The organism is Pseudomonas sp. UMAB-40 (genome assembly GCF_900095275.1).
Taxonomy (GTDB): Bacteria; Pseudomonadota; Gammaproteobacteria; order Pseudomonadales; family Pseudomonadaceae; genus Aquipseudomonas; species Aquipseudomonas mandelii_B.
Genome location: NZ_LT607561.1, coordinates 148,560 through 169,127, shown reverse-complemented (window position 1 = coordinate 169,127; position 20,568 = coordinate 148,560). Strand labels below are relative to the sequence as shown.

The 20,568-nt window shown below is 59.4% G+C and carries 17 protein-coding genes; 11 read left to right on the top strand and 6 right to left on the bottom strand.

Translation table 11 applies throughout. From position 1 onward, the window contains the following. The first annotated feature begins 38 nt into the window (after positions 1 to 38). The 3 genes from K0F88_RS17005 to K0F88_RS16995 all read left to right on the top strand — a co-directional run bounded on the left by K0F88_RS17005 (position 39) and on the right by K0F88_RS16995 (position 2,967). Positions 39 to 986 (top strand): ornithine cyclodeaminase family protein, encoded by a 948-nt coding sequence (locus tag K0F88_RS17005; protein ID WP_219095799.1) that lies wholly within the window; start codon positions 39 to 41, stop codon positions 984 to 986. 137 nt (positions 987 to 1,123) lie between these two features. After that, positions 1,124 to 2,251 carry an FAD-binding oxidoreductase gene (locus K0F88_RS17000; protein WP_219095798.1) on the top strand — a complete coding sequence of 376 codons (1,128 nt, stop codon included), beginning with the start codon at positions 1,124 to 1,126 and terminating at the stop codon, positions 2,249 to 2,251. Positions 2,252 to 2,340: 89 nt separating this feature from the next. After that, positions 2,341 to 2,967: a transcriptional regulator gene (locus K0F88_RS16995; protein ID WP_219095797.1), complete on the top strand. Its 627-nt coding sequence runs from the start codon at positions 2,341 to 2,343 to the stop codon at positions 2,965 to 2,967. 114 nt (positions 2,968 to 3,081) lie between these two features. Here K0F88_RS16995 and K0F88_RS16990 read toward each other — a convergent pair whose 3' ends face one another. The 6 genes from K0F88_RS16990 to K0F88_RS16965 form a co-directional block, all read right to left on the bottom strand. Then, a complete protein-coding gene (locus K0F88_RS16990; protein ID WP_219095796.1) occupies positions 3,082 to 3,858 on the bottom strand; it encodes an ABC transporter substrate-binding protein in 777 nt (258 codons plus the stop codon). 306 nt (positions 3,859 to 4,164) lie between these two features. After that, positions 4,165 to 4,617, bottom strand: coding sequence for a molybdopterin synthase catalytic subunit MoaE (gene moaE, locus K0F88_RS16985; protein WP_219095795.1), 453 nt, complete (start codon positions 4,615 to 4,617; stop codon positions 4,165 to 4,167). A 1-nt stretch (position 4,618) separates the two neighbouring features. Beyond that, the gene (gene moaD, locus K0F88_RS16980) at positions 4,619 to 4,861 is read right to left on the bottom strand and encodes a molybdopterin converting factor subunit 1 (protein WP_094469001.1); all 243 of its coding nucleotides are present in this window, start codon (positions 4,859 to 4,861) and stop codon (positions 4,619 to 4,621) included. Beyond that, positions 4,858 to 5,331 (bottom strand): cyclic pyranopterin monophosphate synthase MoaC, encoded by a 474-nt coding sequence (gene moaC / locus K0F88_RS16975; RefSeq protein WP_219095794.1) that lies wholly within the window; start codon positions 5,329 to 5,331, stop codon positions 4,858 to 4,860. Before moaC ends, moaD begins: the two co-directional genes overlap by 4 nt. A 236-nt stretch (positions 5,332 to 5,567) precedes the next feature. Next, on the bottom strand, positions 5,568 to 6,962 hold the full coding sequence (locus tag K0F88_RS16970; protein WP_219095793.1) for a PhoH family protein: 1,395 nt from the start codon (positions 6,960 to 6,962) through the stop codon (positions 5,568 to 5,570). Between the two features lie 348 nt (positions 6,963 to 7,310). Beyond that, positions 7,311 to 8,435, bottom strand: coding sequence for a polysaccharide deacetylase family protein (locus K0F88_RS16965; RefSeq protein ID WP_094469004.1), 1,125 nt, complete (start codon positions 8,433 to 8,435; stop codon positions 7,311 to 7,313). A gap of 265 nt (positions 8,436 to 8,700) precedes the next feature. Between K0F88_RS16965 and yaaA the strand changes: the two genes are divergently transcribed. The 8 genes from yaaA to K0F88_RS16925 all read left to right on the top strand — a co-directional run bounded on the left by yaaA (position 8,701) and on the right by K0F88_RS16925 (position 20,561). Continuing rightward, on the top strand, positions 8,701 to 9,480 hold the full coding sequence (gene yaaA, locus K0F88_RS16960) for a peroxide stress protein YaaA (RefSeq protein WP_219095792.1): 780 nt from the start codon (positions 8,701 to 8,703) through the stop codon (positions 9,478 to 9,480). Positions 9,481 to 10,289: 809 nt separating this feature from the next. After that, a complete protein-coding gene (locus K0F88_RS16955; RefSeq protein WP_219095791.1) occupies positions 10,290 to 11,606 on the top strand; it encodes a nucleotide sugar dehydrogenase in 1,317 nt (438 codons plus the stop codon). A gap of 188 nt (positions 11,607 to 11,794) precedes the next feature. After that, the gene (gene alg8 / locus K0F88_RS16950; protein ID WP_370654476.1) at positions 11,795 to 13,276 is read left to right on the top strand and encodes a mannuronan synthase; all 1,482 of its coding nucleotides are present in this window, start codon (positions 11,795 to 11,797) and stop codon (positions 13,274 to 13,276) included. A 36-nt stretch (positions 13,277 to 13,312) separates the two neighbouring features. Continuing rightward, positions 13,313 to 14,482, top strand: coding sequence for an alginate biosynthesis protein Alg44 (locus K0F88_RS16945; protein WP_219095790.1), 1,170 nt, complete (start codon positions 13,313 to 13,315; stop codon positions 14,480 to 14,482). Positions 14,483 to 14,496: 14 nt separating this feature from the next. Further along, a complete protein-coding gene (gene algK / locus K0F88_RS16940; RefSeq protein WP_219095789.1) occupies positions 14,497 to 16,002 on the top strand; it encodes an alginate biosynthesis TPR repeat lipoprotein AlgK in 1,506 nt (501 codons plus the stop codon). Continuing rightward, entirely contained in the window at positions 15,999 to 17,486 is a 1,488-nt protein-coding gene (locus K0F88_RS16935; RefSeq protein ID WP_219095788.1) for an alginate export family protein, read from the top strand. Before algK ends, K0F88_RS16935 begins: the two co-directional genes overlap by 4 nt. 26 nt (positions 17,487 to 17,512) lie before the next feature. Continuing rightward, positions 17,513 to 19,102: a mannuronan 5-epimerase AlgG gene (gene algG, locus K0F88_RS16930; protein ID WP_219095787.1), complete on the top strand. Its 1,590-nt coding sequence runs from the start codon at positions 17,513 to 17,515 to the stop codon at positions 19,100 to 19,102. A gap of 10 nt (positions 19,103 to 19,112) precedes the next feature. Then, entirely contained in the window at positions 19,113 to 20,561 is a 1,449-nt protein-coding gene (locus tag K0F88_RS16925; protein WP_219095786.1) for an alginate O-acetyltransferase, read from the top strand. The last annotated feature ends 7 nt before the right edge of the window (positions 20,562 to 20,568 follow it).

Below are 20,568 nucleotides of genomic sequence, written 5' to 3'. Positions count from 1 at the left end.
TGGACAAATTAGTTTATTTACAGCGCTCGGAGCCGACCATGTCCAGTACGCCTTACGTGATCACCCAACCCCAGGCCCGCGAGTTGCTGGCACAGATCGACGTGCCGCAGATCCTGCGCAAGTTGTTCCGCGATCTGGCGGCCGGGCAAGCGGTGCAACCGGCGCAGCAACTGGTGGAATTCCCTCAGGGCGCCGGCGACTTCATCAACTACCTGGGTGTGCTGGCTGAAGACGGCGTGTACGGGGTCAAGACGTCGCCGTACATCGTGCGCGAGCAAGGTCCGTTGGTGACTGCCTGGACGTTGTTGATGTCGATGCAGACCGGCCAACCGTTGCTGCTGTGCGATGCCGGCGAATTGACCACCGCACGCACGGCCGCGACCACCGCCGTCGCCGTCGATGCCCTCGCCCCGTTGAAGGCGCAGCGCCTGGCGATTATCGGTAGCGGCAAGGTGGCTCAGGCACATCTGCATTACGTTAAGGATCTGCGTGACTGGCAAAGCATCAGCCTCTATTCCCCGAGCCTGAGCGATAAAAATCCTGAAACACTGGCACAGCTCAAACGCCTCGATCCACGCCTGACCATCGCCGACAGTCGCGAAGCGGCGATTCAGGACGCCGACGTGATCATGCTCTGCACCTCGTCCGCCAGCCCGGTGATCGATCCATCCAACTTGGGTAAACCGGCGCTGATCACCTCCATCAGCACCAACGCCCCGCGCGCCCATGAAGTCCCGCCGCAGAGCCTCAATGACATGCAGGTGTTCTGCGACTATCGTCTGACCACCCCGGGTTCGGCGGGAGAAATGCTGATTGCAGGGGAACAACATGGCTGGGACAAGCGCGCGATTGTCGGTGACCTGCCCGATTTGCTCAGCGCAAAAGTCCCGCGTCCCGACTACGACCGTCATGTGTTCTTCCGTTCGATCGGCCTGGGCCTGGAAGACATCGCACTGGCTAATGCCATCTACCGCCTACAACCCTGACACCACACCCATCCTGTAGGAGCCGGCTTGCTGGCGATGCAGACGCCGCGGTCCGTCAGAAAAAAACCGCGGCGACGCTATCGCCAGCAAGCCGGCTCCTACAGGAGATCTTTATTTGCGCTCGACAGGAGACGTTCATGAGCCAGGCAGATTTCATCATCATCGGCGGCGGGATTGCCGGCGCTTCCACCGGTTTCTGGCTGTCGCAGCACGCCCGGGTGATTGTGCTTGAACGCGAATCCCATCCGGCCTATCACTCCACCGGACGCTCGGCTGCGCTCTACACCGCGGCGTATGGCACACCACAGGTTCGGGCGCTGACCCAGGCCAGCCGCGACTTCTTCGACGCACCGCCAGCCGGTTTCTGCGAACACCCGTTGCTGACCCCGCGTGGCGAGATGACCGTGGATTTCACTGGTGACCCCGCCGAGCTGAACAATCAATACCTGAGCGCCAAGGCCACGGTGGCGGAAATGCAACTGCTCAGCGCCGACGAAGCCTGCGCGCGCCTGCCGATCCTGCGCCGTGAAAAAGTCCATGGCGCGATCTACGACCCCAGCGCCAGCGACATCGACACCGATGCCCTGCATCAGGGTTACCTGCGCGGTATCCGCCGCAACAAAGGCGAAGTCCACACCGACAGCGAAGTGCTGAGCCTGAACCGCAATGCCGAAGGCCTGTGGCAGGTTCAAACCAATAGCCAGACTTTCAGCGCACCGGTCATCATCAACGCGGCAGGCGCGTGGGCCGACAAGATCGGCGAGCTGGCCGGCGCCAAGTCGTTGGGACTGCAGCCGAAACGGCGCGCGGCGTTCATTTTCGCCGGCCCCGAGGGCGTGGACATCCACCATTGGCCGATGCTGGTCAGCCTCGACGAATCGTTCTACATGAAACCCGACGCCGGAATGTTCCTCGGCTCGCCCGCTAACGCCGACCCGGTGGAGCCGCACGACGTGCAGCCCGAAGAGCTGGACATCGCGATGGGCATCTACCAGATCGAAGAAGCCACCACCCTGACCATCCGCCGTCCGACCCGCACCTGGGCCGGTCTGCGCAGCTTTGTAACGGACGGAGATCTGATCTGCGGCTTCGACCAGCACGTGCCAGGGCTGTTCTGGGTCGCGGCGCAAGGCGGCTATGGCATCCAGACGTCACCCGCCATGGGCCAGGCCAGCGCAGCGCTGGTACGCGGTGAAGCCTTGCCCGAACAACTCAGCCGTTTCGGCCTGGACGCCGAGATGCTTTCCCCTGCCCGCCTGGGCTGATTTTCCTCCTCAGGTGACGTGTCGACACGATTGCGGCACACTTCCAGCGCCCTTTTTGCAGGGCGCTAAGCTGCCTGGAGCTCCACTGTATGAACGCACCTGAAAAAGACCCGGCCCTGGACAACTATCGGGCAATCGCCGATGCGATCGCTACGTTGTTCTTCCCTCATGCCGAGGTGGTGCTGCACGATCTGCGCACGCAAAAAATCGATTACATCGCCAACAATCTGTCCAAACGGGAAGTGGGCGATGACGCGGCACTGGAGGACATGCTCAGCGACGATGTCAGCGAACGGAACATCGGGCCATACGAAAAGCTCAATTGGGATGGCCAGAAGATTCGCAGCCTGAGCAGTGTCTTGCGCGACAACGACGGCCACCCACTGGCGGTGCTGTGCATCAACCTGAACATCTCGCTGTTCGAAAATGCCAAGGCCGCGCTGGACCTGTTCCTGTCGCCAAGCAAGTTGATTCCGCAGCCGGACTCACTGTTTCGCGATGACTGGCAGGAGCGCATCAATACCTTCCTGCACGCCTGGCTGCGCGAACGTCAGCTGAGCCTGAACCTGCTGACGCGCGACCACAAACGCGAACTGGTGTTGGCGTTGCACGCCGAAGGGGCCTTCAAGGGTAAAAGCGCTTCGAACTATGTGGCCAATGTGCTGAACATGGGGCGGGCGACTGTTTACAAGCATTTGAAGGAATTGAAGGGCTGAGCCCAACGATGTGTATTGGTTGATCCGGCCTCTTCGCGAGCAAGCCCGCTCCCACATTTTGCCCTGTGTTCGCAGGACTAATGTGGGAGCGGGCTTGCTCGCGAAGGCGTTAGATCAATCGCCGTAGATGTCAGCCTTGAAGTACTTCTCGGAAATCTTCTGGTACTCGCCACTCGCGCGAATCCCATCAATGGCCGTGTTCAACTCGGCAACCAACTCGCTATTACCCTTGCGCACTGCAATCCCGGCGCCCTCGCCCACGTACTTCGGATCCTTCAACTCCGGCCCGACAAAGGCATAGCCCTTGCCACGCGGCATCGCCAGGAAGTCACTCAGTGGGATGGTGTCGGCAAAAATGGCGTCGAGGCGACCGGCTGCCAGGTCCATGTAGATTTCTTCGTTGTTGCCGTATCGCTTGACGTTGATGCCCTTCGGTTCAAACACCTCGGTGGCGTAACGGTCGGTGGTGGTGGCGCGCTGCACTCCGACCGTCTTGCCCTTGAGGCTGGCGTACTGGTCATCCACGGCCGCGCCTTCCTTCATCACCAGACGCGATGAAGTGAAGTAGTACTTGTGGGAGAAATCCACTGATTTCTTGCGGTCTTCGTTGATGGTCATGGACGACAGCGCCATGTCGATTTTCTTCACTTTCAGGGAAGGAATCAGACCGTCGAATTCGCCTTCGACCCACACGCACTTGACCTTCATCTGCGCGCACAGGGCATTGCCGATGTCGTAGTCGAAACCAACAATCTCGCCCTTGTCGGTTTTCGACGCGAAGGGTGGATAAGCGGCTTCGATGCCGATGCGCAGGGTTTTGTCGGCGGCGAATAGCGTGCTGCACGCCAACAGGCTCAGCGCCAGACCGGTGATGAGGGGGAATTTCTTCATGTTCGTTCTCTCGCGGGTTGTTGTTGGTTTGGCAAGACAGAAGAAAGAGCTGTAACGGGGGAAACGCCTTTTTTGTACTTATAATTCCATACTGGACTTTTATGTATAAATCGTCAATCGGGGCGATGGAGGATGTGCGGGCCGGTGGTCGGGCGGTGGTCATTGGGATTTTCGGTGTTGCGGATGGCCCCTTCGCGGGCAAGCCTCGCTCCCACAGGTTTTACGTTGTTCACATAATCTGTGTACTACACAAAACCTGTGGGAGCGGGCTTGCCCGCGAAGGCGTACTGGCAGACGCCGCAGGAATCACTGTTTCCAGCGATCCGCCGCCGCATGATCGCTGTCACGCCCTTCCACCCAGCGCGGCCCGTCGCTGGTGTTTTCCTTCTTCCAGAACGGCGCACGGGTTTTCAGGTAGTCCATGACAAAGGCGCAGGCGTCGAACGCCGCCTGGCGGTGGGCGCTGGCGGCGCCGACGAAGACGATCGGTTCACCCGGTTCCAGGGCGCCGATCCGGTGCAGCACTTCAAGCTTGAGCAGCGGCCAGCGCTGTTCAGCCTCCAGGGCAATTTTGCCGAGGGCTTTTTCGGTCATGCCCGGATAGTGCTCGAGAAACATCCCGGCCACATCGAGCCCGTCATTGAAGTCGCGCACGTAGCCGACAAAACTCACCACCGCCCCAACGCCGACATTGGCGGCGTGCATGGCATTGACTTCCGCCCCCGGATCGAACGCCGTGGACTGCACGCGAATCGCCATGTCAGCCCCCGGTCACGGTCGGAAAGAACGCCACTTCGTCACCGTCAGTCACCGGTTCGTCGAGCTGGCAGAGGTCCTCGTTGCGGGCGCACATCAGGTTCTGCTCGCTCAACACCTCGGCACCGTCACGCTGAGCCAGCAACGCACGCACATCGTCGACCGTGGCGAAATCGCCTTCAATCTTGATCGAGTCCACGCCGAGCGCTTCGCGGTAGCGGGCAAAAAACTTCACGGTGACGTTCATGGTTGATCTGCCTGGAAATGGCCGCTCTTGCCGCCGAGTTTTTCCAGCAGCCGCACGTTTTCGATGGTCATGCCACGGTCCACGGCCTTGCACATGTCGTAGATCGTCAGCGCGGCGACACTGGCAGCGGTCAGCGCCTCCATCTCGACGCCAGTCTGCCCGGACAACTTGCAGCGCGCGACAATGCGCACGGTGTCATCGCCTTCGGCACTCAGCTCGACCTTGACGCCGGTGAGCATCAGCGGATGGCACAGGGGAATCAGGTCGCTGGTTTTCTTCGCTGCCTGAATGCCGGCGATACGCGCCACGGCGAACACATCCCCCTTGGGGTGACCGCCACTGACGATCATCTGCAGGGTTTCGGGGAGCATGCGCACCAGCGCTTGAGCGGTCGCTTCACGGAACGTCACGGCTTTTTCGGTGACGTCGACCATGTTGGCGCGACCTTGGGAATCGAGATGAGTCAGCACAGAATTACTCCTGATCAGGAGCGTCGATTGTAAACCTGCGGGTCAATTTTCCGCACGTTTGATTATTTGATGGATAGCCCTTGTAGGAGCGAGGCTTGCCCGCGAAGGCGGCGTGTCAGACAGATTGGTGTTGAATGTGCCGCCGTCTTCGCGGGCAAGCCTCGCTCCTGCAAGGGGATTTGTGTTGGGCATAAAAAAACCGGGCGGTTTTGGGCCGCCCGGTTCTGGTGATGGGATTACAAATGCGTTTCGGCGTATTCAGCCAGAATCGAACGAGGCACCCCTTGCAGGGTGATGTGCACACCGTTGGGGAAATCCTTGAAGCGCTCGGTCAGGTACGTCAATCCGGAGCTGGTCGCGGACAGGTAAGGGGTATCGATCTGCGCCAGGTTGCCCAAGCACACCACTTTGGAACCGGCGCCGGCACGGGTGATGATGGTTTTCATCTGGTGCGGTGTCAGGTTCTGGCATTCATCGATCAGGATCAGACTCTGCTGGAAGCTGCGGCCTCGAATATAGTTGAGGGATTTGAACTGCAACGGCACCTTGCTGAGGATGTAATCAACGCTGCCATGGGTGTTTTCGTCATCCATGTGCAAGGCTTCGAGGTTGTCGGTGATGGCGCCCAGCCAAGGCTCCATTTTCTCCGCTTCTGTGCCGGGCAGGAAACCGATTTCCTGGTCCAGCCCCTGCACGCTGCGCGTCGCAATGATCCGCCGGTAGCGCTTGCTGACCATGGTCTGCTCAATCGCTGCGGCCAAGGCCAGGATGGTTTTACCGGAACCGGCAGCACCGGTCAGGTTGACCAGGTGGATGTCCGGGTCAAGCAAGGCGTACAGCGCCAGGCTCTGATAGATGTCACGCGGTTTCAGGCCCCAGGCTTCCTGGTGGAGCAGCGGTTCCTGGTGCAGGTCAAGGATCAGCAGCCGGTCTTCCTCGATCTCCTTGATCCAGCCGACAAAGCCCTGTTCGTCGATGATGAACTCGTTGATGTGCACGGCCGGCAGGTTGTCGATCAATTGCACCTGATGCCAGGTGCGACCGTGGTCCTGACGGGTTTCGACATTCCTCACCCGGTCCCAGAAGGAGCCGGTCATGTTGTGGTAACCGTTGGGCAGCAACGAAACGTCATCGACCAGTTGGTCGGTGCTGTAGTCCTCGGCCGCGATCCCGCACGCCCGGGCCTTGAGGCGCATGTTGATGTCTTTGGTGACCAGCACCACGGGCAGTTTCGGCTCGCGCGCGTGCAGGTCAATCAACTGGTTGATGATGATGTTGTCGTTCAGGTGTTCGGGAAGAATGATGTTCGGTTCGGCACGCTTGCTCATCAGAATTGACAGCAAACCCTTGGGCCCGCTCTTGCCGCGCTGGATCGGCACACCTAGCTCGACGTCTTCTGGGCTGGCGTCGCCCAACGTCTTGTCGATCAGGCGAATCGCCTGACGGCATTCCGCAGCCACGCTGTGATGCCCGCTCTTGAGCTTGTCCAGCTCCTCAAGCACGGTCATCGGAATGGCAACGTGGTGTTCTTCGAAGTTAAGCAGGGCGTTTGGATCGTGAATCAATACGTTGGTATCGAGTACATAAAGGATTGGCTGGTTGGAGGAAGAACTACGTCCGTGATCATCCATACTCGGTCACCTTTGTGGGAGCCATTCGACGCAATACCTTGGCGGTGCTGCGCCTCGAAGTGACTACCGAATTCACCTGCGGGGACTCAAGTGAACTGCATCCATAGCGGGGTCTTGGGAGACGCCACCTGTGTTGCAGGTTTCGGCGGTCTGTCTTCGTAATACTCCAAAACCCATGACAGAAAAAAGTACTTTGACGTTTTTTTGAAGTTTATTTTTCAGAGTGACCAATAGCACTAGGCGGATGGCCATCACCCCGTTAAAGTCGGAAGTCCGCCTGCATCGAAATCTGCTCGAAAATCACCCCGACGTACCCTCCTCCCCAATGATTCCGGGCTTTTCACGGTTTCAGCGAAATGCGTCCTGACAGTCCTCCCAACCGATCCCGCTTTGCGCCGTTTGCGAAATGAGCCAGGGCATCGCCGTTTTGACTGCATCCTGCTTCACATTGAAGTTGATCACCCCGTGTCGCCACAGCAGCATCAACGTCAACACGCGCTGGGCGCTCGGGTTGCCCTTGAGCTTGCCGGCGCCATCCTGGGCATCGATGTCCCACAAGGCGACTTGCAAACCCTGAGCCTTGAAGAAGCCTTCGGCATCCGAACGACGCTGACCATCCGGTGGGCGGAACAGCGGCACGTAATTCTCCGGCAGTTTGCTCTTGACCAGGTCGACGCTACGGCGCACCGAATCCTGCCAGTCCTGCCAGTGGCTGTGGGAGCGAAACTCCCAGCCTTGCACGCCGATGCACTGCGTTGAATACGTCGCTTGCAGACTGGACACCGAGCGCTCGGCCAGACGCGCCTGAATGTCTTTGCCCAGCACGAAGAAAGTGCCGCTCATGTTCGATTTGCGCAGGTACTCCGCGACCCAGCCGGTGTTGTCCGGCGTGACATTGGCGGCGCTGTCGAACGTCAGCAAAAACAACCGGTCATGCATCTCGTCGCCGTTGCGCTCATAGTCGCCAAAACGATCGACTTCGCTGCTGCTCTGTGGAGACAGTGCCGCCTTGCGCAGTTGCTCGTCCAGATACTGGGCGTGGAACAACCGGCTCGGCTCCGACCACTTGGTGTAATAGCTGTCATCGCTGACCTGAAACTTGGCCGCTTGCTGGCGCAGGGTGTCCATGTCCTCGACGAGGAAACAAAAGGAGGCATCCTGATCACAGCTCTGCTGGGCGAAGTTGTAGTTGGTGAGCAGGCGCTGCCACAAGCGCTGGCGCAGGTTGTTGACCGCCTCCAGATTAATCTTGCGCAGGCCCAGACGCTGGGCCAGGCTCGCCTCATCCAGCGATTCGCTGGCGAGCAGCACCCGCGCGAACATGAGGATTTCAGCGCGTGATGCGACGTCGAACAGCGTTGGGCTGCTGAGCTGTTCCGGCCAGGTGCTGCGATCAAGCGTCGCCACATCGCCCGGCGCCGCCATGGCACCGAAGCTCAACAGCCAGGCCGATAATAGAAAAACGATACGCAATGGGATGTCTCCATAACAAAACCCGCGCGGCACTATAGCTGATCCGGCCCACATTCCCGCAGCAGCACCGACCCCCTGTGGGAGCGAGCTTGCTCGCGATAGCGGTAAATCAGATGACATTGATGCTGGATGAGCGGCCGTCATCGCGAGCAAGCTCGCTCCCACAGGTTTTTGCGCAGCACCACCGATCACCTATGACACCCATAGCTGGAGTCAACCGGCCCAACCCCCTAGAATCGCCCCCACGATTAAAGGAGACGACTTCATGCTGATGGTGATTTCCCCCGCCAAGACCCTCGACTACGAAACACCGCCGGCGACCCAGCGCTTCACCCAGCCGCAATACCTCGACCATTCCCAAGAGCTGATCATGCAGCTGCGCGACCTGACGCCCGCGCAGATCAGTGAGTTGATGCACGTCTCCGACAAGATCGGCGGCCTCAACGCCGCGCGTTTCGGCAGCTGGACGCCGGCGTTCACACCGGAAAACGCCAAGCAGGCGTTGCTCGCCTTCAAGGGTGACGTGTACACCGGCCTCAACGCACAAACCTTCAGCGAAGCCGATTTCGATTACGCGCAACTGCACTTGCGCATGCTCTCAGGCCTGTACGGACTGCTGCGCCCTCTGGACCTGATGCAACCGTATCGTCTGGAGATGGGCACCAAACTGGCGAATGCCCGTGGCAAGGATCTGTATGCGTTCTGGGGCACCCGGATCAGCGAATGGCTGAACGAAGCCCTGGCCGACCAGGGCGACGACGTGTTGCTGAACCTGGCCTCCAACGAGTACTTCTCGGCGGTCAAACGCAATGCCCTGAACGCGCGCATCATTAATACCGACTTCAAGGACCTGAAGAACGGCCAATACAAGATCATCAGCTTCTACGCGAAAAAAGCGCGCGGAATGATGAGTCGTTTTGTCATTGAAGAGCGCGTCAACGACCCGGCAGAGCTCAAAAAATTTGACGTTCAAGGCTATCGCTACAGCGTCGAGCAGTCTAAACCGGACCATTTGGTGTTCCTGCGCGATCACGCGCCAGAGTAAGCACCCGTTCGGTGCACGACAGCAAAAATTGGTCGTGCGCCGCCGTCTGATCGTCCAACAATTCCCCGCCTTATTCGCCGACTTATTGGCGCCAAAAATCCACCGCTCAATTTTCTAACTATTGTTTCACTCGACTTTGATGATTTTTTTCAGTAGTGGCACTGAAAATTTTTATCGGTAGTGGCACAAAACTATCCAACCCGATATTCGGCCTATATATAAAGGGCCAAACGGCAAGTGCTATCAATATGAGAGCAGTGCCATCTTTCTCAATATTTCAAGAAATTTCAGAATTCGCGATGGGCGGACAGGAACTATGTCCAAATGCGTAGCTCATACCACCGGTAACGATTTTCTCAATGCATGTACGAGATAACTTACGCAGAGAAGAGCGTCACGTATCGAAGTTGTCACATTAACTTCTGCAGACTGGGCCTCTAATTTGGGCAACACATTAAGGACAGGAGATACGCTCATCAATATCCCCTTCAAGGCCAAGGCTGCGCCCCTATAAACGTGCTCATCTGAGCACCCAACCGCTTGATTTACGGGCTTATGCCTGACATTGAGCGCGCAAGACCATTGCACGAATGTCTTCTGATCAGAAGATCGGCTGCATAACAGGGCACATCAGAATAATAAGGCCTAGTTGCGCACATCTTGAGTGCACTTATTTAGACACTCGGAACTTTGTATGCCTGCACGCGGCACTGCGGCGCCTGTAAGGCCGCACTTGCGAGTGCACTATACCGCTGAACACCATTAACTCCGGCCATGTAATGGCTTGATAAAACACAGAGGTAATTGCGATGCGCATCAGCATATTTGGTTTGGGTTACGTCGGCGCAGTATGTGCCGGTTGCCTGTCTGCACGGGGCCATGACGTCGTTGGCGTCGATGTTGCCAAAGACAAAATCGATATGATCAACGCCGGCCGTTCGCCGATCGTTGAACCGGGTCTGGGCGAACTTCTGAAGAAGGGTATCGAGACGGGCAAATTGCGCGGCACGACCAACTTCGCCGAAGCGATTCGCGACACCGACCTGTCGATGATCTGCGTCGGTACGCCGAGCAAGAAGAACGGCGACCTGGAACTGAACTACATCGAAGCCGTGTGCCGCGAGATCGGTTTTGTCCTGCGTGACAAGACCACCCGCCACACCATCGTGGTTCGCAGCACCGTTTTGCCGGGCACCGTCGCAAACGTTGTCATCCCGATCCTCGAAGACTGCTCCGGCAAAAAAGCCGGTGTTGATTTCGGCGTTGCGGTGAACCCTGAGTTCCTGCGTGAAAGCACCGCGATCGCCGACTACGACCTGCCGCCAATGACCGTCATCGGCGAGTTCGACAAGGCCTCGGGTGACGTTCTGCAATCGCTGTACGAAGAGCTCGACGCACCGATCATCCGCAAGGACATCGCTGTCGCCGAGATGATCAAGTACACCTGCAACGTGTGGCACGCCACCAAAGTGACCTTCGCCAACGAGATCGGCAACATTGCCAAGGCGTGCGGCGTCGACGGTCGCGAAGTGATGGAAGTGGTCTGCCAGGACAAGACACTGAACCTGTCCCAGTACTACATGCGCCCTGGCTTCGCGTTCGGCGGCTCTTGCCTGCCCAAAGACGTGCGTGCCCTGACCTACCGCGCCGGTGCCCTGGACGTGGAATCGCCTTTGCTGAACTCGCTGATGCGCAGTAACGAGTCCCAGGTGCAGAACGCCTTCGACATCGTTTCCAGCCACGACAAACGCAAAGTCGCCCTGCTGGGCCTGAGCTTCAAGGCCGGCACCGATGACCTGCGCGAAAGCCCGCTGGTGGATCTGGCGGAAATGCTGATCGGCAAGGGTTACGACCTGAGCATCTACGACAGCAACGTCGAATACGCCCGTGTCCACGGCGCGAACAAGGATTACATCGAGTCGAAGATCCCTCACGTCTCGTCCTTGCTCAACGCCGACTTTGACGACGTGATCGCCAACTCCGACGTGATCATCCTCGGCAACCGTGACGAGAAATTCCGCGCCCTGGCGCAGAACGCTCCACACGGCAAGCAAGTCGTCGACCTGGTTGGCTTCATGTCCAAAGCCACCAGCGTCAGCGGTCGTACCGAAGGCATCTGCTGGTAACCGGCGGGTTGTAAGCGCTTCGCGCTGATCGCCAGCAAGCCGGCTCCTACACATTCAACGCACACCTGTAGGAGCCGGCTTGCTGGCGATAGCGTCCCCCGGGACGCCACAACCTTCGGCCTTTTCGCCTGCCTTAACCCCATCGGGCCACCCTACAGGCTCGCCCGAGATAGAGACGGATGCAGATTATGCACAGGCTAAAGCACGGCCTACTTCAGGCCGCCGGTTGGCTGTTTTACCTAAGTTTATTGATGGGCATCGCCATGGCGTTGCCTGCGTCCACATTCGATTCCGATTCGAAGGACTTTATCTTCCTCATCGGTTTCATCGGCATCTGGCGCTACTCGATGGGCGCCACGCACTTTGTGCGCGGGATGCTGTTTCTGTACGTGGTCTACCCGCACCTGCGGCGCAAAGTGCGCAAGCTGGGTGACGCGGCAAACCCGTCCCATGTGTTTCTGATGGTCACCAGTTTCCGTATCGATGCGCTGACCACCGCACAGGTCTACGCCTCCGTCATTCGTGAAGCGATCGACTGTGGCCTGCCGACCACCATGGTGTGCTCCATCGTCGAAATGTCCGATGAGAAGCTGGTTAAAAGCCTTTGGACGAAGATGAATCCGCCGGATCGGGTCAAGCTCGACTTCGTGCGCATTCCCGGCACCGGCAAGCGTGATGGCCTGGCCTACGGTTTCCGCGCCATCTCCCGCCACCTGCCGGACGACCGCGCAGTGGTTGCAGTGATCGATGGCGACACCGTGCTCGCCGAGGGCACCGTGCTCAAGACCGTGCCGTGGTTCCAGCTGTTCGGCAATGTCGGCGGCCTGACCACCAACGAGTTCTGCGAAGTGCGCGGCGGCTACATCATGAGCGAATGGCACAAACTGCGATTCGCCCAGCGCCACATCAACATGTGCTCGATGGCCTTGTCCAAGCGCGTACTGACCATGACCGGCCGGATGTCGGTGTTTCGCGCCACCGTGGTCACCAACCCGGACTTCATCGCCGACGTGGAAAGCGACTCGCTGCAACACTGGCGCCTGGGCCGCTTCAAGTTCCTGACCGGTGACGACAAGTCGAGCTGGTTCAGCCTGATGCGCTTGGGCTACGACACGTTCTACGTGCCGGATGCCGCGATCCACACCGTGGAACACCCGCCGGAAAAAAGCTTCATCAAGGCCAGCCGCAAACTGATGTTCCGCTGGTACGGCAACAATCTGCGCCAGAACGCCCGCGCCCTGGGCCTGGGGGTTAAACGCCTCGGCCTGTTCACCTCGGTGGTGCTGTTCGATCAGCGCGTGTCGATGTGGACCTCGTTGCTGGGCTTGACGGTCGCGCTGATCGCCAGCTTCAAGTACGGCACCGCGTTCATCCTGGTGTACCTGCTGTGGATCGGCATTACCCGCCTGATCCTGACCGTGCTGCTGTCGTTGTCCGGTCACCGGATCGGCCCGGCCTACCCGGCAATTCTCTATTACAACCAGATCGTTGGCGCGCTGGTGAAGATCTACGTGTTCTTCCGCCTCGACCAACAGTCATGGACTCGCCAGCCCACTTCCCTGACCCGTGATCTCGCCAGCTTTCAACGTTGGTTCAACACCTGGTCGTCTCGGACCATGACCTTCTCCGCCGGCAGCATTTTTGTTGCCGTGCTGCTGATGATGGTCTGACCGCCCCCTTATTGAATTAACCAGGAAATTGCCCCTATGAATACCGCCGTCAACGCCAACGTAGTGCATGAGTCAGAAGCCCAGCGCCAACACGCCCGAGTGAAAATCCCGGCCAAGCTGCGTTTCTTCGGTCCCGACCGGACCCCGATGGAAGCTCGAGTGATCGACCTCTCCGCTGGCGGCCTGGCCTTCAACGCCGGTCAGCTGCCGCTGAAAGTCGGCGACGTGTACAAGGCTCGCCTGCAATTCGTCATCGATAACCTCGGCCTGGCCATGGACGTGGAATTGCTGATCCGCTCCATCGACCGCCAGACCGGCCGCATCGGTTGCCAGTTCCAGAACCTGGAACCCCAGGATATTTCGACCCTGCGTCACCTGATCACCTCACACCTGGCCGGCGACATCGTCAGCATGGGTGAAGTGCTGGCCACCCTGCAGCGCGACAACTTCACCAAGGCGCGCAAGATGAAGGACGGCGGCCACGGCATGACCGCGTTCGGTCGTCTGCGTGCCGTGACGTTCAGCTTCGCGATTTTCCTCGTCGGCCTGGCGGCGTTCGGTTTCATCTTCAAGTCGGTGTACGGCATGTACTTCGTCAGCCACGCCCAGGCGGGCCTGGTCAGCGTGGCAGGCATGAACATCACCATGCCGCGCGACGGCACCGTGCAGAGCCTGATCAAGGCCGACGGCGTCGCCGCCAAAGGCGCCCCGCTCGCAACGTTCAGCACCAGCATGCTCGATGTGCTCAAGGGCCATCTTGACGACAACCAACTGCAACCGGCCAAGGTTGAAGAGCTGTTCGGCAAGCAAATGACCGGCACCCTGACCTCGCCGTGCGATTGCACCGTGGCCCAGCAACTGGTCGCCAACGGTCAGTACGCCAGCAAGGGCGACGTGATCTTCCAACTGGTGCCGCGCAACAGCGAAGCCAACGTTGAAGCACGTTTCACCTATCGCCAGTTCGGTGATGTGCTGCCAGGCAGCGCAGTCAGCTTCCAGATCGCCGGCGAAGACAAAACCCGCAGCGGCAAGATCGTCAGCAGCACCAGCCTGAAAAGCGCCGACCTCTCCTCCGACATCCGCGTACTGATCCAGCCTGACGAGCCACTCGACAGCAAGTTCGCCGGTCGCCCGGTTGAAGTCAACGCCACCCGTGGTCCGAACCTGAACTGGCTGATCGACAAAGCCATGGCTTCCGGTCTTTAACAGAGGACATGCCCGTGACGACTCCAAATATCCTCAGCACACCGCATACCCTGTGGGAGCGAGCTTGCTCGCGATGGGATCGGCGCGGTCTGTCTGATGCACCGAGCAGCCTGCATCGCGAGCAAGCTCGCTCCCACACTGGTTATGCGTTCTGCGCACTGGCTTTGGCAGTCAGCCTCAGCGGTTGCGCCGGCCTGCCCGACCAACGTCTGGCCAACGAAGCCCTCAAGCGCGGCGACACCGCGCTGGCGGCGCAGAATTACCAGCAACTGGCAGACCTGGGCTACAGCGAAGCACAGGTTGGCTTGGCCGATATCCAGGTCGATAGCCGTGACCCGGCGCAGATCAAACAGGCCGAGGCGACTTATCGCGCCGCGGCCAGCGTCTCGCCGCGAGCCCAGGCTCGCCTGGGTCGCCTGTTGGTGGCCAAACCGGGTTCCACCGAAGCCGAACAGCACGAAGCCGAAGGCCTGTTGAAAAAAGCCTCGGCCGCTGGCGAAGGCAACACCCTGATCCCGTTGGCGATGCTGTACCTGCAATATCCGCATAGCTTCCCGAACGTCAACGCCCAGCAGCAGATCAGCCAATGGCGCGCCGAGGGCAAACCGGAAGCGGGTCTGGCCCAAGTGCTGCTCTATCGCACCCAGGGCACTTACGACCAGCACCTGGACGAAGTGGAAACCATCTGCAAAGCCGCGTTGAACACCACCGACATCTGCTACGTCGAACTGGCCACGGTCTACCAGAAACAGGCCAAGCCTGAGCAACAGGCCGAACTGATCAAGCAGATGCAAGCCGCTCATGCTCGCGGCACCGTCACCGCTCAACGCGTGGACAGTGTGGCTCGCGTGTTGGGTGATGCGAGCCTGGGCAAGACCGACGAGAAAACCGCTCAGTCGCTGCTCGAAGGCATCGCTCCGGGCTACCCCGCTTCCTGGGTCAGCCTCGCACAATTGCTCTACGACTTCCCCGAACTGGGTGACGTCGACACGATGATGAAGTACCTGGACAACGGCCGCGCCGCCGACCAGCCACGTGCCGAACTGTTGCTCGGCAAGCTCTACTACGAAGGCAAAATGGTGCCCGCCGACGCGAAGGCCGCTGAAGAACATTTCAAGAAAGCCGTCGACCGAGAAGTGGCCGCCGATTACTACCTCGGCCAGATCTACCGTCGCGGTTACCTGGGCCAGGTCTATTCGCAGAAAGCGCTGGACCACCTGCTCAAGGCTGCGCGCAACGGCCAGAACAGCGCCGACTTCGCCATTGCCCAACTGTTTTCCCAAGGCAAGGGCACCAGGCCCGACCCGCTTAACGCTTACGTCTTCAGCCAATTGGCCAAGGCGCAGAACACCCCGCAAGCCACCGAGCTTGCGCAAACACTCGAAGCCCAACTGCCGCCTGCCCAGCTCGCCGAGGCCAAACGCCTGTTGAAACAAGAACAGGACGTTCGTGGTGCCTTGAGCCAGAACACGCTGGAACTGCATGCCCTGCAAGAAGAAGACGGCGAGGAATCCCTATGAAGTTGAATCCATTCGTGAAGGCCGGTATCGGCCTCTCATTCGCCCTCTTGTGGTCGTGCCCGACCCTGGCGGCCCTGACCGAAAACCAGAACTACGGCCTTGACGTGAAAATCACTGCCCAGTCCGAAGACGACACCGACCTGGGTACCGCAAGCGGCGGCGACGTCAACGGCGTCGGCCTCGACCTGCGTCCATGGATCTATGGCGAGAGCGGCGCGTGGAGCGGCTACGCCATGGGTCAGGCCGTGACGTCCACCGACATCATCGAGACCGACACCCTGCAGCAGTCCGACAGCGACGGCACCCAGGCCACCGACAACGGTGATCGCAAGAGCAAGAAAAACTACCTGGCGATGCGCGAGTTCTGGGTCGGCTACAGCGGCCTGACGCCGTACCCCGGCGAGATCCTCAAGCTCGGTCGCCAGCGCCTGCGCAACGACGACGGCCAATGGCGCGACACCAACATCGAAGCCCTGAACTGGACCTTCGACACCACCCTGTTGCGCGCCAACGCCGGTGTGGCCGAACGCTTCAGCGAATACCGCACCGACCTCACCGAGCTGGCGCCGAAAGACAAGGATCGCCTGCACGCCTACGCCGATGCGGCGTATCAGTGGACGCCGGGCAACTGGGTGGGTATTCGCGGTCATCACACCCACGATGACGGCAAACTCGACTACGCGCAGCCGGGTGTTCCTGCCGATTCTCTGGACAAGAAACAGAACGGCGATATCAGCTGGATCGGCCTGACCGCCGACAGCGATGCCTACAACTGGCGCAACACCAACACCGTCAATTACTGGGGCAGCGTCACCGGCATGAGTGGCGACCGCGACGAGGTGAACCCGCTGAACGCCGACGGCACCGCGCCGGCACAAGCCAAAACCAGCGGCAACGTTGATGGCTGGGCCACTGACCTGGGCGTGCGTCTGCGCCTCGATCCGCAATGGCAAGTCGGTGCAGCGTATGCCCGCGCCAGCGCCGATTACGAACAGAACGGCCTGGAAAGCAACCGTTCGAACTACACCGGTACGCGTTCGCGGGTTCACCGTTTCGGCGAAGCCTTCCGTGGCGAAATGCAAAACATGCAGACCGCTACGTTGTTCGGTTCGTGGATGCTCAACGACGAATACGACGCCAGCGTGATCTACCACAAATTCTGGCGTGTCGACGGTAACAAGCCGGTCGGCAGCAACGGCATCAACGCCGTCGAGAACAATACCGACGACGGCACCGGAGCGATTCTTTCCAGCACCTCTCTGCCGCTGGAAGACGGTAGCAAGGACCTCGGCCAGGAAATGGACGTAGTCGTCACCAAGTACTTCAAGCAAGGCCTGCTGCCGGCCTCCCTCAGTCAGTCGATCGATGAGCCTTCGGCCCTCGTGCGTTTGCGTGGCGGTGTGTTCAAGCCAGGCGATGCGTATGGCAAAGGCGTTGACTCGTACATGCACCGCGCGTTTATCGACGTGATCTGGCGCTTCTGATGCGAACCGCTAAGGGAGTTCCTGACATGAACAGTCCGAAGAGAGGCTCGATAACCTTGCTGGCCGGCGCGATGCTGCTGGCCAGCACGGCAGCCTTCGCCACAGTGGAGCCGGCCTCGCCCGTTCAAAAAGGGCAACCGGCGACCATTGCCAAAGGGTTGCAACAGGCCAAGACCTACACCGTCAGCAGCGCACCGACCGCACCGCTGGAACTGGAAAAACCGAAACTGCCGGACACCTCCGGCTACACCGCCGAAGCCATCGCCGCGAAAGTCGTGCGCACTAAGGCCGGCAAAATCAGCGTGCGCCGGATGATGCAGGAAAACGCCCTGAAGGACTTCATCGGCGGCGACAACAAAATGGCTGAATGGGTGGTGCGTCAGCACGGTATCCCGCAGGCGATCTTCGTCGACGACGGCTACATGAACCTCAAGGACCTGGCCAAGAAAGTACCCAAGCAGTACTTCAGCGAAACCTCGCCGGGTGTGTTCCTGGCGAAGTTGCCGATCGTGGTGGGTGAGAAAGGCATCCTGGAAATCGACAAGCAGACCCAGGAATTGCGCCTGTCCCAAGAGTCCGGTTCGTTCCTGGTCAACGACGGTCAGCTATTCGTGCGTGATACCAAAATCACTGGCTGGAGCGAGAAGGCAAACGGCCCGGCGGCCTTCAAGTCGCCAAAAGAATTCCGTCCGTTCCTGCTGTCCTGGGGCGGCACCCAGACCTACATCGCCAACAGCAAGATCGCCAGTTTCGGCTACGCCAACAGTAAGTCCTACGGCGTGAGTATTTCCCAGTACACGCCGAACATGGCCAAGGTACTCAAGCGTCCTGAACCGACGGGCTGGATCGTCGGCTCCGAGTTCTCGGACATGTGGTACGGCTTCTACTGCTACGAAACCCAAGACTTCGTGGTCAAGGGCAACACCTACAAAGACAACATCGTCTACGGCATCGACCCGCATGACCGCTCCCACGGTCTGATCATTGCCGACAACACGGTGTACGGGACCAAGAAGAAGCACGGGATCATTATTTCCCGTGAGGTCAACAACAGCTTCATCTTCAACAACCGCAGCTACGACAACAAGTTGTCGGGCCTGGTGATCGACCGTAACAGCGTGAACAACCTGATCGCCTACAACGAGATCTACAAGAACCACACGGACGGCATCACCCTCTACGAGAGTGGCGACAATCTGATTTACGGCAACAAGGTGATCAGCAACCGTCGCCACGGCATCCGTATTCGTAACAGCGTGAACATTCGCCTCTACGAAAACCTCGCCATGGCCAACGGCCTGACGGGCGTCTACGGCCACATCAAGGACCTGACCGACACCGACCGGGACATCAAGCTCGACCCGTTCGACGCCCAGGTCTCACTGATCATCGTCGGTGGCGAACTGGCCGGCAACGGCAGCGGACCGCTGTCCATCGACTCGCCGCTGAGCGTCGAGTTGTACCGCGTGTCCATGCTCGCCCCGACCAAATCCAGTGGCATCAGCTTCAACGGGATTCTTGGCGAGCGTCAGGATGAAATTCTCGACCTGCTGGTGCGCCAGCAGAAAGCCGTGCTGATCGACCCTGTCGAACGCCAGACCGAAATGCAGGACTGAGGATAATTTTATGCACCCACACTTGATCAAATTACTCAGCCTGTCGGCCCTGACCGCTGGCATTCTCGCGGCCAGCGCCGGCGTCCGTGCCGATGAAGTCAAAGCCCCGAGCTTCAGCGCCGAGCCGTGCTGCAACCTGTGCCCCGAAGCCCACGACGCGAAGAACTACACCACGCGCTATCAGCAGAACTTCACCACGCTGGTGCAGGCTCAGGGCGATTGGCTGTTCCGTACCCAGGAAGACTTGCGCACCGAATTCGACACCACGCCCGCCGGCTACAAACGCATGAAAGAGCTGCACGATGCGTTCAAGAGCAAAGGCATAGAACTGGTCGTCGTTTACCAGCCGACCCGTGGCCTGGTGAACCGCAACAAGCTCAATCCCGAAGACAAAGCCAAGTTCGATTTCGACAAGGCACTGAAGAACTACAAGACCATGCTCGGGCGTTTCGCCGCCATGGGCTACGTGGTTCCGGACCTGTCGCCGCTGACCAACGAATCGCTGCCCGACACCTTGCCGGCCCACGATTTCTACTTCCGCGGCGACCAACACTGGACGCCGTATGGCGCCCAGCGCACGGCGAAAATCGTCGGCGAGAAAATCAAGCAATTGCCTGAGTTCGCTGACATTCCCAAGCGCGAATTCGAGAGCCATAAGTCGGGTCGCATGGGCAAGACCGGAACATTACACAACATGGCCGGTCAACTCTGTGGCACCAGCTACGCGATCCAGTACATGGATCAGTTCACCACCGAGCCCAAGGGCGAAGCGGCCGACGGCGACCTGTTCAGTGACTCCGGCAATCCCGAGATCACCCTGGTCGGCACCAGCCACAGTGGCAAGAACTACAACTTCGCCGGTTTCCTCGAAGAGGCCATCGGCGCCGACATCCTCAACGTGGCGTTCCCCGGCGGTGGCCTGGAAGGTTCGATGCTGCAGTATTTGGGCAGCGAAGAGTTCCAGACCAAGCCGCCGAAGATTCTGATCTGGGAATTCTCGCCGCTCTATCGCCTCGACCAGGAAACCATCTACCGCCAGATGATGGCGCTGCTGGACAACGGTTGCGAAGGAAAGGATGCACAGATGACCGGCAGCACCACGTTGAAACCGGGCAAGAACGAATTGATGGTCAACAGCAAGAACCTGAACCTGCAGAACAGCAGCCACCAGGTCGACATCCGCTTCGCCGATCCATCGGTGAAAACTCTGCAAGCCACCCTCTGGTACATGAACGGTCGCCACGAGGACATCAAAATCGAAAAACCGGAAACTTCCGACACCGACGGGCGCTTTGCCTTTGAGTTGCGCACGGACGAAGACTGGGCCACGCAGAATCTGCTGGCCGTCGAAATCCAGGGCCCTGAAGCAGGTGCCACGCCACAGAAAGTCGAAGCGAAAATCTGCAAACGCAATGTATTCCCTGGCGCTGGGCAGCGTACCGCTCAAGCCGGGCAATGAGGCAACC

Coding starts and splice junctions, on each gene's coding strand:
- K0F88_RS17005 (WP_219095799.1), top strand. CDS start 39: ATGTCCAGTACGCCTTACGTGATCACCCAACCCCAGGCCCGCGAGTTG.
- K0F88_RS17000 (WP_219095798.1), top strand. CDS start 1,124: ATGAGCCAGGCAGATTTCATCATCATCGGCGGCGGGATTGCCGGCGCT.
- K0F88_RS16995 (WP_219095797.1), top strand. CDS start 2,341: ATGAACGCACCTGAAAAAGACCCGGCCCTGGACAACTATCGGGCAATC.
- K0F88_RS16990 (WP_219095796.1), bottom strand. CDS start 3,858: ATGAAGAAATTCCCCCTCATCACCGGTCTGGCGCTGAGCCTGTTGGCG.
- moaE (WP_219095795.1), bottom strand. CDS start 4,617: ATGGCGATTCGCGTGCAGTCCACGGCGTTCGATCCGGGGGCGGAAGTC.
- moaD (WP_094469001.1), bottom strand. CDS start 4,861: ATGAACGTCACCGTGAAGTTTTTTGCCCGCTACCGCGAAGCGCTCGGC.
- K0F88_RS16970 (WP_219095793.1), bottom strand. CDS start 6,962: ATGGATGATCACGGACGTAGTTCTTCCTCCAACCAGCCAATCCTTTAT.
- yaaA (WP_219095792.1), top strand. CDS start 8,701: ATGCTGATGGTGATTTCCCCCGCCAAGACCCTCGACTACGAAACACCG.
- K0F88_RS16955 (WP_219095791.1), top strand. CDS start 10,290: ATGCGCATCAGCATATTTGGTTTGGGTTACGTCGGCGCAGTATGTGCC.
- alg8 (WP_370654476.1), top strand. CDS start 11,795: ATGCACAGGCTAAAGCACGGCCTACTTCAGGCCGCCGGTTGGCTGTTT.
- K0F88_RS16945 (WP_219095790.1), top strand. CDS start 13,313: ATGAATACCGCCGTCAACGCCAACGTAGTGCATGAGTCAGAAGCCCAG.
- K0F88_RS16935 (WP_219095788.1), top strand. CDS start 15,999: ATGAAGTTGAATCCATTCGTGAAGGCCGGTATCGGCCTCTCATTCGCC.
- algG (WP_219095787.1), top strand. CDS start 17,513: ATGAACAGTCCGAAGAGAGGCTCGATAACCTTGCTGGCCGGCGCGATG.
- K0F88_RS16925 (WP_219095786.1), top strand. CDS start 19,113: ATGCACCCACACTTGATCAAATTACTCAGCCTGTCGGCCCTGACCGCT.